The 14,231-nt window shown below is 72.9% G+C and carries 14 protein-coding genes; 3 read left to right on the top strand and 11 right to left on the bottom strand.

Annotated features, from left to right (window positions below; genetic code table 11):
• Positions 1-63: 63 nt before the first annotated feature.
• The 7 genes from truB to rimP all read right to left on the bottom strand — a co-directional run bounded on the left by truB (position 64) and on the right by rimP (position 7,088).
• A complete protein-coding gene (truB, locus tag GL259_RS28040) occupies positions 64-969 on the bottom strand; it encodes a tRNA pseudouridine(55) synthase TruB (protein ID WP_159536077.1) in 906 nt (301 codons plus the stop codon).
• Complete coding sequence (gene rbfA / locus GL259_RS28035; protein ID WP_159536076.1) at positions 966-1,415, bottom strand: 30S ribosome-binding factor RbfA; 450 nt, start codon at positions 1,413-1,415, stop codon at positions 966-968. Before rbfA ends, truB begins: the two co-directional genes overlap by 4 nt.
• Positions 1,416-1,465: 50 nt before the next feature.
• The gene (locus tag GL259_RS28030) at positions 1,466-1,759 is read right to left on the bottom strand and encodes a DUF503 domain-containing protein (protein WP_159536075.1); all 294 of its coding nucleotides are present in this window, start codon (positions 1,757-1,759) and stop codon (positions 1,466-1,468) included.
• 210 nt (positions 1,760-1,969) lie between these two features.
• On the bottom strand, positions 1,970-5,029 hold the full coding sequence (gene infB / locus GL259_RS28025; protein WP_159536074.1) for a translation initiation factor IF-2: 3,060 nt from the start codon (positions 5,027-5,029) through the stop codon (positions 1,970-1,972).
• 164 nt (positions 5,030-5,193) lie between these two features.
• Positions 5,194-5,475 carry a YlxR family RNase P modulator gene (locus GL259_RS28020; RefSeq protein ID WP_159536073.1) on the bottom strand — a complete coding sequence of 94 codons (282 nt, stop codon included), beginning with the start codon at positions 5,473-5,475 and terminating at the stop codon, positions 5,194-5,196.
• Positions 5,476-5,577: 102 nt separating this feature from the next.
• The gene (gene nusA / locus GL259_RS28015; protein WP_159536072.1) at positions 5,578-6,564 is read right to left on the bottom strand and encodes a transcription termination factor NusA; all 987 of its coding nucleotides are present in this window, start codon (positions 6,562-6,564) and stop codon (positions 5,578-5,580) included.
• Between the two features lie 2 nt (positions 6,565-6,566).
• Positions 6,567-7,088, bottom strand: a complete 522-nt coding sequence (gene rimP / locus GL259_RS28010; RefSeq protein WP_159536071.1) for a ribosome maturation factor RimP — start codon at positions 7,086-7,088, stop codon at positions 6,567-6,569.
• A 206-nt stretch (positions 7,089-7,294) separates the two neighbouring features.
• Between rimP and GL259_RS28005 the strand changes: the two genes are divergently transcribed.
• The 3 genes from GL259_RS28005 to GL259_RS27995 are packed head-to-tail and all read left to right on the top strand — an operon-like array spanning position 7,295 to position 9,316.
• The gene (locus GL259_RS28005; protein WP_159536070.1) at positions 7,295-7,831 is read left to right on the top strand and encodes a hypothetical protein; all 537 of its coding nucleotides are present in this window, start codon (positions 7,295-7,297) and stop codon (positions 7,829-7,831) included.
• Positions 7,828-8,307, top strand: coding sequence for a ferritin-like domain-containing protein (locus GL259_RS28000; protein ID WP_159536069.1), 480 nt, complete (start codon positions 7,828-7,830; stop codon positions 8,305-8,307). The genes GL259_RS28005 and GL259_RS28000 overlap by 4 nt, the downstream gene beginning before the upstream one ends.
• Before the next feature lie 46 nt (positions 8,308-8,353).
• Complete coding sequence (locus GL259_RS27995) at positions 8,354-9,316, top strand: aminoglycoside phosphotransferase family protein (protein WP_159536068.1); 963 nt, start codon at positions 8,354-8,356, stop codon at positions 9,314-9,316.
• A gap of 141 nt (positions 9,317-9,457) precedes the next feature.
• Here the strand turns inward: GL259_RS27995 and GL259_RS27990 are convergent, their stop codons facing one another.
• The 4 genes from GL259_RS27990 to ispG form a co-directional block, all read right to left on the bottom strand.
• Complete coding sequence (locus GL259_RS27990) at positions 9,458-11,158, bottom strand: proline--tRNA ligase (protein WP_159536067.1); 1,701 nt, start codon at positions 11,156-11,158, stop codon at positions 9,458-9,460.
• A gap of 72 nt (positions 11,159-11,230) precedes the next feature.
• A complete protein-coding gene (locus GL259_RS27985) occupies positions 11,231-11,797 on the bottom strand; it encodes a GNAT family N-acetyltransferase (protein WP_159536066.1) in 567 nt (188 codons plus the stop codon).
• Between the two features lie 79 nt (positions 11,798-11,876).
• On the bottom strand, positions 11,877-12,725 hold the full coding sequence (locus tag GL259_RS27980) for a GNAT family N-acetyltransferase (RefSeq protein ID WP_159536065.1): 849 nt from the start codon (positions 12,723-12,725) through the stop codon (positions 11,877-11,879).
• Between the two features lie 244 nt (positions 12,726-12,969).
• Positions 12,970-14,127, bottom strand: coding sequence for a flavodoxin-dependent (E)-4-hydroxy-3-methylbut-2-enyl-diphosphate synthase (gene ispG, locus GL259_RS27975; RefSeq protein WP_159536064.1), 1,158 nt, complete (start codon positions 14,125-14,127; stop codon positions 12,970-12,972).
• Positions 14,128-14,231 lie beyond the last annotated feature (104 nt).

The following is a 14,231-nucleotide window of genomic DNA, read 5'->3' as shown; positions in this document are numbered from 1 at the left end:
CGTGGAGCGGCGGCATGTCCATCCCCGTGACGCCGCTCCACGGGCGGGACCGGTGACGGCCGGTCAGGCGAAGACGGCCAGGCTCCTGGCCTTGCCCTTCTGCTGCTCGACGAGGGCGAGGAACCGGCCCTCGGGGTCGAAGACGGCCACGGGACCGGAGCCCGCGTACTCGTCCGGCATCTCCAGCCGCACGCCGTTGGCGAGCAGCCGGGCCCGCCGGGCGTCGATGTCCCAGCGCGGGAACGCCGCGGCGGCGGCCTCGGCGATCGGCATCACGGTCAGCTCCTGCTGGAGCTGGTCGAGCGTGCGGGCCGCGTCCAGCTTGTACGGGCCGACCCGGGTGCGGCGCAGCGCGGTCAGGTGCCCGCCCACGCCCAGGTCGGCGCCCAGGTCGCGGGCGAGGGCGCGGATGTACGTACCGGAGGAGCAGACGACGGAGACCACCAGGTCGAGCACGGCGGTGCCGTCGTCGGCGACGGCCTCCCGGACGTCGTACACGGAGAACGAGGAGACGGTGACCGGCCGCGCCGGGATGTCGAACTCCTCGCCCTCCCGGGCGCGCTTGTAGGAGCGCACGCCGTTGATCTTGATGGCGCTGACCTTGGACGGCACCTGCATGATGTCGCCGGTCAGCTTGGCGATGCCGGCGTCGATCGCGTCCCGGGTGATCCGCGAGGCGTCGGTGGAGGAGATGATCTCCCCCTCGGCGTCGTCGGTGATCGTGTTCTGCCCGAGCCGGACGGTGCCCAGGTACTCCTTCTCGGTCAGCGCCAGGTGACCGAGGAGCTTGGTCGCCTTCTCGACGCCGAGGACGAGGACACCCGTCGCCATCGGGTCGAGGGTGCCGGCGTGGCCGACGCGCCGGGTGCGCGCGATGCCGCGCATCTTGGCGACCACGTCGTGCGAAGTGAAGCCCGACGGCTTGTCGACGATGACGAGGCCGTCGGGCGTGGTGTGCTTCTGGGTCATTCGGCGGTGTCGTCCGTCTCGTCGTCGCCCGGCTTGCGGTACGGGTCGGCGTCACCGGCGTACGCGGCGCCCGCGGACGCCTCGCGCACCTTCGCGTCGGACTGGCGCGCCTTGTCGAGGAGGTCCTCGATGGTGCGCGCGGTGTCCGGCAGGGCGTCCATGACGAAGGTCAGGGTCGGCGTGAACTTCACGCCCGCCGCCCGGCCCACCTCGGAGCGCAGGACGCCCTTGGCGCTCTCCAGACCGGCCGCCGCGGCCTTGCGCTCCTCGTCGTCCCCGTACACGGTGTAGAAGACGGTCGCCTCCCGCAGGTCACCCGTGACCCGGGTGTCCGTGATGGTGACGTGCGAGCCGAGCCGCGGGTCCTTGATCCCGCGCTGCAGCTTCTGGGCCACCACCTCTCGGATGAGGTCCGCCAGCCTTTTCGCCCGCGCGTTGTCGGCCACTGGTCCGTCTCCCGTTCTTTCCTGATCTGCGTGTCGATGAGCTGTGGTCGTCAGTCGTCTTCGCCGTGGAAGCGCCGCCTGACGGACAGCAGCTCCACTTCGGGGCGCCCGGCGACCAGCCGCTCGCACCGGTCCAGTACGTCGCTCAGGTGCCCCGCGTCGCCGGACACCATGGCCAGGCCGATGACCGCCCTGCGATGGAGGTTCATGTGGTCCACCTCGGCCGCGCTCACCGCGTACTTGCGCTGGAGCTCGGCGACGATCGGGCGGACGACGGAGCGCTTCTCCTTCAGCGACCGTACGTCACCGAGGAGGAGGTCGAAGGACAGCGTCCCCACATACATGTGTGCAACCGGTTCACCCGCCGGTACGGGATCGATGGCCCCGCCATCCGTACGGGCAGGGACATCAGAACCGTACATCGAAGGGGCGCGCCGATCGACGGATATTACGCTCCGTGGCTTCGGGCCCGGGGCCGCCGTCCTCGGAGGCCCCGGACACACGGACCGGCCGGCGGGACCGCGGTCCCGCCGGCCGGCACACGCCGTGGGGTGTTACGCCCGCGGCTTCTCGCGCATCTCGTACGTCGCGATGACGTCGTCGACCTTGATGTCGTTGAAGTTTCCGAGGTTGATACCGCCCTCGAAGCCTTCGCGGATCTCGGTGACGTCGTCCTTGAAGCGACGCAGGCCCTCGATGTTGAGGTTCTCCGCGATGACCTTGCCGTCGCGGATGAGGCGCGCCTTGGTGTTGCGGCGAACCTCGCCGGAGCGGATGAGGACACCCGCGATGTTGCCGAGCTTGGACGAGCGGAAGACCTCGCGGATCTCCGCGGTGCCGAGCTCGACCTCCTCGTACTCCGGCTTGAGCATGCCCTTCAGGGCCGCCTCGATCTCCTCGATCGCCTGGTAGATGACCGAGTAGTAGCGGACGTCCACGCCCTCGCGCTCGGCCATCTGCGCCGCGCGGCCGGCCGCGCGGACGTTGAAGCCGATCACGATGGCGTCCGAGCCCATCGCCAGGTCGATGTCGGACTCCGTGACCGCACCGACGCCGCGGTGCAGGACGCGGATGTCGACCTCTTCGCCGACGTCCAGCTGGAGCAGCGAGGACTCGAGGGCCTCGACCGAACCGGAGGCGTCACCCTTGATGATCAGGTTCAGCTGCTGGACCTCGCCGGCCTTGAGCACCTTGTCCAGGTCCTCCAGCGACACGCGGCGCGTGCGCTTGGCGAACGCGGCGTTGCGCTCACGGGCGGCGCGCTTCTCGGCGATCTGACGGGCCGTGCGGTCCTCGTCGACGACGATGAAGTTGTCGCCCGCACCCGGGACGTTGGTCAGGCCCAGGACCTGGACCGGCGTCGACGGGCCCGCCTCGGCGACGTTGTTGCCGTTGTCGTCGAGCATGGCGCGCACGCGGCCGTAGGCGTCGCCCACCACCATCGTGTCGCCGACCCGCAGGGTGCCTCGCTGGACGAGGACGGTCGCCACGGCACCGCGGCCGCGGTCGAGCCGGGACTCGATCGAGATGCCCTGCGCGTCCTGCGTGGGGTTGGCCCGCAGGTCGAGCGAGGCGTCCGCGGTGAGGATGACGGCCTCGAGGAGGCTGTCGATGTGCAGACCCTGCTTGGCGGAGATGTCGACGAACATGGTGTCGCCGCCGTACTCCTCGGCCACCAGGCCGTACTCGGTCAGCTGACCGCGCACCTTGGTCGGGTCCGCGCCCTCGACGTCGATCTTGTTGACCGCGACGACGATCGGCACGTCGGCCGCCTTGGCGTGGTTGAGCGCCTCGACCGTCTGCGGCATGACGCCGTCGTTGGCCGCGACGACCAGGATCGCGATGTCGGTCGACTTGGCACCGCGGGCACGCATGGCGGTGAACGCCTCGTGACCCGGGGTGTCGATGAAGGTGATCTTGCGATCCTCTTCGTTGACCTCGGTCGTGACCTGGTAGGCACCGATGTGCTGGGTGATGCCGCCGGCCTCGCCCGCGATGACGTTCGTCTTGCGGATGGCGTCGAGCAGTCGGGTCTTTCCGTGGTCGACGTGACCCATGACGGTGACGACCGGCGGACGGACCACCAGGTCCTCCTCGTCGCCCTCGTCCTCGCCGAATTCCAGGTCGAAGGACTCGAGCAGCTCGCGGTCCTCCTCCTCCGGGCTGACGATCTGAACGGTGTAGTTCATCTCGTCGGCGAGGAGCTGGAGCGTCTCGTCGGAGACGGACTGGGTCGCGGTGACCATCTCGCCGAGGTTCATCATGACCGCGACGAGCGACGCCGGGTTGGCGTTGATCTTCTCCGCGAAGTCGGTGAGCGAGGCACCGCGCGACAGGCGAATGGTCTCGCCGTTGCCGCGAGGCAGCATCACGCCGCCGACCGACGGGGCCTGCATGGCCTCGTACTCCTGGCGCCTCTGCCGCTTCGACTTGCGGCCGCGACGCGCGGGACCGCCGGGACGGCCGAAGGCGCCCTGCGTGCCACCGCGGCCACCCGGGCCACCGGGACGACCGCCGAAGCCGGGACGGCCGCCGCCGCCGGCGAAGCCGCCGCCGCCACCGCCACCGGGACGACCGGCGAAGCCGCCGCCGCCACCGGGACGACCGGCACCGGCACCGCCGCCCGGACGGCCGGCGAAGCCGCCGCCGGGACGACCGGCACCGCCGGGACGACCCGCACCGCCCGGACCGCGGCCGCCGGGGCCGGGACGCGGGCCGGCAGCGGGACGCTGCGGCATCATGCCGGGGTTCGGACGCGGGCCGCCGGGACGGGGACCGCCGCCCTGCGGACGCGGCATCGAGCCCGGGGTCGGGCGCGGACCGCCCGGAGCCTGCGGACGCGGGCCGCCGCCGCCCTGGCCGCCGGGGGCCTGCGGACGCGGACCGGCACCGGGGGCGCCGGGGGCGCCGGGACCGGGACGCGCGCCCTGCGGGCGGGGCGCCTGCGGACGGGCCATGCCGGTGGAGCCACCGGAGGTGAAGGGGTTGTTGCCGGGGCGCGGACCGGCCGGGCGGGCGCCCGGACGCGGAGCGCCGCCACCGGGACGCTGACCCTGACCGGCCGGACGGCCCTGGCCGCCCTGACCCTGACCGGGACCGGCGGGACGACCGCCGGGCTTGGGCGCACCGGGACGCGTGCCGGGCTTCGGGCCGGACGGAGCCGGGGCCGCCGCCGCGGGCGGGGCCTGGAACTCCGGGGCGGCCGGAGCCGGACGCGGCGCGGGCCGCGGACCCGGCGTCGGGCGCGGACCGGGGGTCGGCGCGGGAGCCGAGGGTGCCGCGGGCGGCTGGGCCGCAGCGGGCTTGGGCGCGGCCGGCGGCTTGGGCGCAGCCGGACGCTCCCCCGCCGGCTTGGCGGCGCGGGAGGGGCCCCCGGCCTGCGCCGGAGAGGGCGCGGCGGGCTTGGGCGCGGCCTTCCGGGGCGCGCCGGGCTTCGCGGGGGACTTGCCGTTGCCTCCGCCTTGGAAGGCGTCGGTCAGCTTGCGTACAACGGGCGCTTCGATGGTCGAAGACGCCGAACGGACGAATTCACCGAGTTCCTGGAGCTTGGCCATGACGACCTTGCTCTCCACACCGAACTCCTTGGCGAGTTCGTAGACCCGGACCTTAGCCACTTCGCTCCTTTGAGGTCCGGGTTGCGTCCGGACCGTCGCTAGTTCATGGGCGTACTCATCGCGTACTCATCGAGTGCTCATCGCAATCTCGACCTGCTTTCGACTCGCGAGGTACCAGACCGCACGGGGACTTCCGCGCGGCACATTTCCTTACCGTGTTGCCGTCAGCAACCTTGTGCCCGCTCGACGTAGTGGCGCAACGCCTTTACGTCGAGCGGTCCCGGGACGCGCAGCGCCCGTGGGAACGCCCTGCGGCGCACCGCCTGGTCGAGACAGACCGGGGCGGGGTGTACATAGGCGCCCCGGCCGGGCAGCGTACCGCGAGGATCGGGGACGCACGCGTCCTCGACCGCCACGATCCGCAGCAGCTCGCTCTTGCCTGCTCGCTCCCGGCATCCCACGCAGGTGCGCTCAGGGCATGCGCGGGTACATGTCCGGCCAGACACTCCTCAGTCTACCTCCCCGGACCGACCTCACCCCTTCGGGGCAAGGATCGGACGCACGTCGCGCACGAACCTGTCGTGATCTCAGCGACCTGCGGCTTGGTTCTATTCCCCGGCCTGCTCGGTGTCCGGCCGGATGTCGATGCGCCAGCCGGTCAGACGGGCGGCGAGACGGGCGTTCTGCCCCTCCTTGCCGATCGCCAGGGACAGCTGGTAGTCCGGCACGGTCACCCGGGCGGACCGGGCCGCCATGTCCACGACCTCCACCTTGGAGACGCGGGCCGGCGACAGCGCGTTCGCCACCATCTCGGCCGGGTCGTCGGACCAGTCGACGATGTCGATCTTCTCGCCGTTCAGCTCGCCCATGACGTTGCGCACCCGGCCGCCCATGGGGCCGATGCAGGCGCCCTTGGCGTTGAGGCCGGAGCGGGTGGACCGGACGGCGATCTTCGTGCGGTGACCGGCCTCACGGGCGATCGCGGCGATCTCCACCGACCCGTCGGCGATCTCCGGCACCTCCAGGGCGAACAGCTTCTTCACCAGATTGGGGTGCGTGCGCGACAGGGTGACGGACGGACCGCGCACGCCCTTGGCCACCCGGACGACGTAACTGCGCAGCCGCATGCCGTGCGGGTAGCTCTCGCCCGGGACCTGCTCCTGCACCGGCAGGATGGCCTCCAGCTTGCCGATGTCGACCAGCACGTTCTTCGGGTCGCGGCCCTGCTGGACCACTCCGGTGACGATGTCGCCCTCGCGGCCGGCGTACTCGCCGAGCGTCGCGTCGTCCTCGGCGTCGCGCAGGCGCTGCAGGATGACCTGCTTGGCCGTGGTGGCGGCGATGCGGCCGAAGCCGGACGGGGTGTCGTCGAACGCGCGGGGCTCCTGGCCCTCCTCGAGGTCCTCGGGGTCCTCCTTCGCCCACACGGTCACATGTCCGGTCTCCCGGTTGAGCTCCACGCGCGCGTGCCGGCGGCTTCCCTCGGTGCGGTGGTAGGCGATGAGGAGGGCCGATTCGATCGCCTCGACCAGCAGGTCGAAGGAGATCTCCTTCTCCCGTACCAAGCCCCGCAGGGCACTCATGTCGATGTCCACGGCTACGCCTCCTCTTCCTTCTCGTCGTCCTTCATGTCGGACGCGTCGTCCTTGCGGTTGAACTCGACCTGGACGCGCGCCCTGGTGATGTCGTCGAAGGCGAGTCTGCGCGCGGTGGCCTTGCGGCCCTTCACCCCGGGCACCTCGAGGTCGAGACCGTCGTCGCCGACGCCGAGGATCCGGGCGACCAGTTCGCCGCCCTCGGCCAGCTGGAACCGCACCAGGCGGCCGGTGGCGCGCACGTAGTGCCGGTGCTCGGTGAGGAGGCGCTCCGCGCCCGGGGTTCCGACCTCGAGGGTGTACTCCCCGCCGCCCATCGCGTCCGTCTCGTCGAGCTTCGCCGAGAGCGCGCGGCTCACATCGGCGATCCGGTCCAGGTCCGCACCGGTGTCGGAGTCGACGACGACGCGCAGCACACGCTTGCGGCCGACCGAGTCCACGGCGATCTCCTCGAGATCCAGGCCCTGGGAGCTGACGAGCGGTTCCAGAAGTTCTCGAAGCCTCTCGCTCTGGGTGGTGCTCATCCGGGTGACTCCTCGGCCGCGTGTGCTGTTGTGGGATGGGGCGCGTGTCTGCTCAAAGGGTATCCGGTCGCGGAGGGTGTTGCCGTCCACCCGGTCACGGAGGGTGCCGCTGAGCGCCGCCGGGCGGGGGCCCGGGTACCGTGATCACGGGCCAGCGGCCCTTTCTTCCGTCGCCCCGTTCGTACGAGCCCCCGAGGACGTCTGCCGTGCCGTTCCCCCCGTCTCCGCGCGCCCGTTCGGGGCCGCGCAGAAGGAGTCTGCTCGCCGTCGCCCCGGCGGCCCTGCTCGTGGCGGGCTGTTCCGCCGAGTCCGGGGAACCCGACGCCGCCGCCGGCGGCCGGCCCTCGGCCGCCGACCGGGCACGCGCGCGTGCGGCCCGGGACAGCCGGGAGCTGGCCGAGCGGTACGACGCGGTCATCGCCGCGCATCCGAAACTGGCCCGGCGGCTGGCCCCGTTGCGCGCGGAGGCCGTCCGGCACGAGAAGGCGTTCGGCGGCACGCGGGGGGCGACGCCGGCACCCTCCGGGACGGCGGCACCCCCCGCTTCCGCCTCCGCGTCCGCACCGGTCACCGCCGTGCCCGCCGACGAGAAGAAGGCCCTGGCCGAACTCGCCGCCGCCGAGCGGGAGATCGCCGACCGGCGGACGCAGGCGCTGCTGGACGCGCCCGGCGAGCTGGCCCGGCTGCTGGCCTCGGTGGCGGCGGCCGGCGCGGCGCACGTGTACCTGCTGACGGAGGCATGACGGTGAAGGACGCGCGCGAGGCGAAGGACAGGGAGCTGCGGGCCCTCCAGGCGGCCCTGGCCGCGGAGCACGCGGCGGTGTACGGCTACGGGGTCGTCGGGGGGCGGATCGGCGAGAAGCGGCGCACGGAGGCGCGTACGGCGTACGACGCGCACCGGGCGCGCAGGGACGCGCTGGTGCGCGAGGTGAGGGACGCGGGCGGCGAACCCGTCGCCGCGGCCGCGGGGTACGCGCTGCCGTTCCCGGTGCCGGACGCGGCGGCGGCGGTCCGGCTCGCCGCGGAGCTGGAGAACCGGGTGGCCGGGGTGTACGCCGACCTGGTGCGCGACAGCGGGGGCGAGCGGCGCCGGGGCGCCGCCGAGGCGATGCGGGAGGCGGCGGTGCGGTCGGTGCGCTGGAACCGCGAGAGCGTAGCCTTCCCTGGGCTCGCCGAGCGGGCCGGTTCGGCCTCGGCGGCCTCCGCGCCGACGGCGTGACGGGGGCGGCAGGCACCGCGTACAGCACGAAGGGAACGGCTCGCGCATGGTTTTCGAACCGCCGCAGCGTCTGGTGAGGGCGCTCGGTGAGACGGCGCCGCACGGGGACGACTGGCTGGAGAGGCTGCCCGAACTGGTGCGGCAGGCCGTCGCCCTGCGCGAGTTGACGGTGGAGCGGGTGCAGGTGCCCGGAGGGCGCAGCAGCCTGGTCGTGCTGGTGCGGACGGCCGGCGGTACGCCCGCCGTGCTGAAACTGGCCCCGCGCCGGGCCCGTCCGGAGGGCGAGCGGGCCGCGCTGGCCCACTGGGGCGGCCGGGGGGCGGTGCGGCTGCTGGAGCCTCCCCCGGGTCCCCGGCTCCTCCCCCGCTCGACCGGGGACACCCCCGTGGACGGCGAGGGCCCCCCGTCCACCGAGGGCGTCCTGCTGCTGGAGCGGCTGCACCCGGACGTGTCGGTGCGCTCGCTCCCGGAGGCGAGGGCGCTGCTGGAGGCGGCGGAGACACTGCGCAGGCTGTGGGTGGAGCCGCCGGAGGATCACCCGTTCGAGACCGTCGCCGAGCGGACCGGGCGGCAGGCCGCGGCGATGCGGGCGAGCGCGGCGACCGACCCGGAGGTGGCGCCGCTGGTGGAGGCGGCGCTGACGGCCCGTGAGGAGCTGCTGGCCGCGCCGCCCGAGCACCGGCTGCTGCACGGCACGTTCCGGCAGAGCAAGGTGCTCTCCGGGGAGCGGCTGCCGTGGCTGGCGGTGGGCCCGGACCCGGTGGTCGGCGAGCACGCCTTCGACCTGGCCCGGCTGGTCCGCGACCGCGTGGAGGACCTCATCGCCCAGCCCTCCGGCGCGACGACGACCCGTCGCCGGGTGAAGCGCCTCGCGGAGTCCCTGGAGGTCGACCGGGAACGCCTGCGCGGCTGGACCCTGTTCCGCGCGGTGGAGTCGGGGGTACGGGCCCGCCGGGTCGGCCGCGAACAGGACGCGGAACTGCTGCTGGAGTTCGCGGGCTGGCTCTAGGCCCCCCGTCCCGGCGGGCCACCGCGGACCACGCCGGAGAAGGCCGTCCGCCCCCGCCGGCACGGGGGGGCGGGGACGGGGAGCCGGACGGGGCCCGGGCGGGTCGGTGTTCCGCACGGGCCCCGTGACGTCGTTACGCCGTCACGCCGTGAGGCGGGCGATGGCCTCGTCGACCGTGAGTTCCTCGCGCTCGCCCGTGCGGCGGTCCTTGAGCTCCACGACGCCCTCGGCCGCACGGCGGCCGGCGACGAGGATGCGCGGGACGCCGATCAGCTCCGAGTCGGTGAACTTCACGCCCGGGGAGACGCCGGGGCGGTCGTCGACCAGGACGCGGACACCGGCCGCGGACAGCTTCTCCGAGACGTCGAGCGCGAGCTCCGTCTGGAGGGCCTTGCCCGCGGCGACCACGTGGACGTCGGCCGGGGCGACCTCCTGGGGCCAGCACAGGCCCTTGTCGTCGGCGGTCTGCTCGGCGAGGGCCGCCACCGCGCGGGAGACGCCGATGCCGTAGGAGCCCATGGTGACGCGGACGGGCTTGCCGTTCTGGCCGAGGACGTCGAGCTTGAGGGCGTCGGCGTACTTGCGGCCCAGCTGGAAGATGTGGCCGATCTCGATGGCGCGGTCGAGCTTGAGACCGGTGCCGCACCTGGGGCAGGGGTCGCCCTCCTGCACCACCACGACGTCCACGTACGCGTCGACCTGGAAGTCGCGCCCGGCGACCACGTTCTTCGCGTGCGTGTCGGCCTTGTTGGCGCCCGTGATCCAGGAGGTGCCCGGCGCCACGCGCGGGTCGGCGATGTACGTCACCTTGTCCAGGCCCTGCGGGCCGACGTAGCCGCGGACCAGGTCGGGGCGGGCGGCGAAGTCGGCCTCGGTGACCAGTTCCACCGTGGCCGGGGCGAAGTGCGCCTCGACCTTGCCCATGTCGACCTCGCGGTCGCCGGGCACGCCCACGGCGACGATCTCGCCGTCGACCTTGATCAGCAGGTTCTTCAGCGTGGCCGAGGCCTCCACGCCGAGCTGGGCGGCGAGGGTCTCGATGGTCGGGGTGTCGGGCGTGGGGATGTCCTCGGCGGCCGGGACGCCGGAGGCGTCGACCGGCCGCAGCTCGTACGCGACCGCCTCGGTGTTGGCGGCGAAGTCGCAGTTCGGGCAGTCCGCGAAGGTGTCCTCGCCGGCCTCGGCCGGGGCGAGGAACTCCTCGGACTTGGATCCGCCCATCGCACCGGCGGTCGCCGCGCAGATGCGGTAGTCGAGGCCGAGGCGCTCGAAGATCTTCCGGTACGCCTGGCGGTGCAGGGCGTAGGACCGGGCGAGGCCCTCGTCCTCCAGGTCGAAGGAGTAGGAGTCCTTCATCAGGAACTCGCGGCCGCGCAGGATGCCGGCCCGGGGGCGGGCCTCGTCGCGGTACTTGCTCTGGATCTGGTACAGGACGACCGGCAGGTCCTTGTAGGAGGACGCCTGGTCCTTCACCATCAGGGTGAAGATCTCCTCGTGGGTCGGGCCGAGGAGGTAGTCGCCGCCCTTGCGGTCCTGGAGGCGGAACAGCTCGGGGCCGTACTCGTCCCAGCGGCCGGTCGCGTCGTAGGGCTCACGCGGCAGCAGGGCGGGGAGCAGCACCTCCTGGGCGCCGATGGCGTCCATCTCCTCGCGGACGACGCGCTCGACGTTGGCGAGGACCTTCTTGCCGAGGGGCAGCCACGTCCAGATGCCGGCGGCGGTGCGGCGCACGTAGCCGGCGCGGACGAGCAGCTTGTGGCTGAGGACCTCGGCGTCCGCCGGGTCGTCGCGCAGCGTCTTCACCATCAACTGGGACATGCGCTGGACCGGTGCGTTCGCCATGGTTCTCGTACTCCTGCTGCGTCTGGGTGATGACAGGAGGTTAGCCGGGCGGGACGGGGCGGCGGAAATCGGTTATGGGCGAAGGAGTGGCAGAGGGGCGCCCATGACGGCGTACGGCTTGGCGGCGCTGGGGAAGTGGACCTGCCGGGCGAGGTCCCGGTAGCCGAGGGAGCGGTACAGGCGGCGGGCGGGGCTCTCCGTGTCGATGGCGGAGAGGATCGAGCGGGGTTCGTCGGCGCCGTCGGTGATCGTGGTGATCAGGGCGCGGCCGATGCCGTGCTTCTGGTGGCGCGGGTGGACGTGCAGCTCGGTGATGACGAAGGAGCCGTCGAGCCAGTCGTCGTTGTCCCGGGCCCGCAGGTAGGGCTCGACGACGGTGGACCACCAGTGGGTGCGGTCGTTGGGCATGCCGTAGACGAAGCCGACCAGGCGGCCCCCGACGGTGGCGCCGAAGGCCCTGGCGCCCGGGAAGGTCATGTGGCGCAGCACGATCTGCCGTCGCACGGCCACCTCGTCGGGGCCGAGCCCGAACGCCACCGCCTGGACCGCCAGCGCCGCGTCGACGTGGGCGGCGAGGTCGAGGGGGCCGATCACGATGTCGTCGGGGTGGGAGCGGCCGTGACCGGGAAAGCGCACCATGCCGGGGAGACTACAGGGGGTTCCGGCGGGGCAGAACGGCGTCCCGGGCCGGTGCGGGGGCCGTGGCCCCGGCGCGCGCTCAGAACAGCACGCTCATGAAGGCGCCGGTCTCCCGGAAGCCCACCTTCTGGTACGTCCTGCGGGCAGGGATGTTGAAGTCGTTGACGTAGAGGCTCACCAGGGGGGCGACGTCCGCCAGGGCGTAGCGCAGGACGGCGGCCATGCCGGGGGCCGCGACGCCCGTGCCCCGGTGCTCGGGGGCCACCCAGACGCCCTGGATCTGGCAGGCGCGGTCCGTCGCGGCGCCGATCTCGGCCTTGAAGACGACCTTGCCGTCGGCGTCGAAGCGGGCGAAGGAACGGCCCGAGCCGACGAGTTCGGCGACCCGGGCCTGGTAGAGCAGGCCGCCGTCGCCGGCCAGCGGGGAGACGCCGACCTCCTCGGTGAACATCGCCACGCACGCCGGCATGATCGTCTCCAGTTCGTCCTTGCGGACGCGGCGCACGCGGGGGTCGGGGGCCACGGTGTCGGGCATGCGGTCGGTGACCATGAGGGGCTGGTGGGCGCGGACCTCGCGGGCCGGGCCCCACTGGGGTTCGAGCAGCCGCCACAGTTCGGCGGTGGAGTCGGCCGGCCCGACTATGGAGGAGCAGCGGCGGCCCGCCCGGCGGGCGCGGTCGGCGAAGGCGCGGACGGCCCTCGGGGTGGCGCAGACGGGGACCAGGTTGGCGCCGGCGTAGCACAGGGACGTCAGCACGCCGCCCTCGTACCAGCCCCACATCTCGCCGCCGAGCCGCCACGGGTCCAGGCCCGCGACCTGTACCCGGGCGGCCACGAAGGCGTTCGCGACCGGCTCGCGGTCGAGCACGGCGAGTGCGGCGTCCAGGTCGCTCGGTTCGAGGACCCGGGATGTGGTCTGCGTCAACACGTGCGGGGCCTCACACACTGGGGTCTGCTGATTTCCGCACTGTACCTGCGGAGCTTGTGCGGCGCCGCCCTGTGCGGGGTGCCGCTGTCCGGAAGCCGGCCGCCGGGCCGTTCCCGGGGGCGGCGGCCTCCGGGCCCCCGTGGCGGCCCCGGACCGGCCTCGTCCTCGCGCTCCCCCGGGCTCCACGGGCGGGGGGAGTTCCGGAGACGGGCCGGCTCTCCCGGCCGGCGCGCGAGGGTCCGTGTCAGCCCGCGACCGAAACCGACGGCTCGCCGGAGGCCGCTCCGTCCTTCTCCATCTGCTCGGCCAGCTTCATGGCCTCTTCGATCAGCGTCTCGACGATCTTCGACTCGGGCACGGTCTTGATCACCTCGCCCTTGACGAAGATCTGCCCCTTGCCGTTGCCGGAGGCCACGCCCAGGTCCGCCTCGCGGGCCTCGCCCGGGCCGTTGACCACGCAGCCCATGACCGCGACCCGCAGCGGCACCTCCATGCCGGTCAGGCCCGCGGTGACCTCCTCGGCCAGCTTGTACACGTCCACCTGGGCGCGCCCGCAGGAGGGGCAGGAGACGATCTCCAGCCCGCGCCGGCGCAGGTTGAGCGACTCCAGGATCTGGATGCCGACCTTGACCTCCTCGGCCGGCGGGGCGGACAGCGAGACGCGGATGGTGTCGCCGATGCCCCGGGAGAGCAGCGCGCCGAAGGCGACGGCCGACTTGATCGTGCCCTGGAAGGCGGGGCCGGCCTCGGTGACGCCGAGGTGCAGGGGGTAGTCGCACTGCTCGGCGAGCTGGCGGTAGGCCTCGATCATGACGACCGGGTCGTTGTGCTTGACGGAGATCTTGATGTCCCGGAAGTCGTGCTCCTCGAACAGGGAGGCCTCCCACAGCGCGGACTCCACCAGCGCCTCGGGGGTGGCCCTGCCGTACTTCTGCAGCAGGCGCCGGTCCAGGGAGCCGGCGTTCACCCCGATGCGGATGGGGGTGCCGTGGTCCCTGGCCGCCCTGGCGATCTCCTTGACCTGGTCGTCGAACTTCTTGATGTTGCCGGGGTTGACCCGGACCGCCGCGCAGCCCGCCTCGATCGCGGCGAAGACGTACTTGGGCTGGAAGTGGATGTCGGCGATCACCGGGATCTGCGACTTGCGGGCGATGGTCGCCAGCGCGTCGGCGTCGTCCTGGGTGGGGCAGGCCACCCGCACGATCTGGCAGCCGGACGCGGTCAGCTCGGCGATCTGCTGCAGCGTGGCGCCGATGTCGGACGTGCGCGTCGTCGTCATCGACTGCACCGACACCGGGGCGTCCCCGCCCACCGCCACCGACCCGACCTGGATCTGCCGGCTCTTCCGGCGCTCGGCGAGCTTGGTCGGAACGGACGGCATGCCGAGAGAAATCGCAGTCATCTGCTGTGCAACCCCAAGTCGTGGATCAAGGTCCGGCTCCCCGTGAGCAGCGGGCTCCGGGCTCCGAGATTACGGCAATGGCCGACGCCCGGGCACATCCCGTT

This window comes from Streptomyces sp. Tu 3180, assembly GCF_009852415.1.
Taxonomy (GTDB): Bacteria; Actinomycetota; Actinomycetes; order Streptomycetales; family Streptomycetaceae; genus Streptomyces.
The sequence above is the reverse complement of the archived record's forward strand: the minus strand, read 5'-3'. Positions and strand labels throughout refer to the sequence as shown.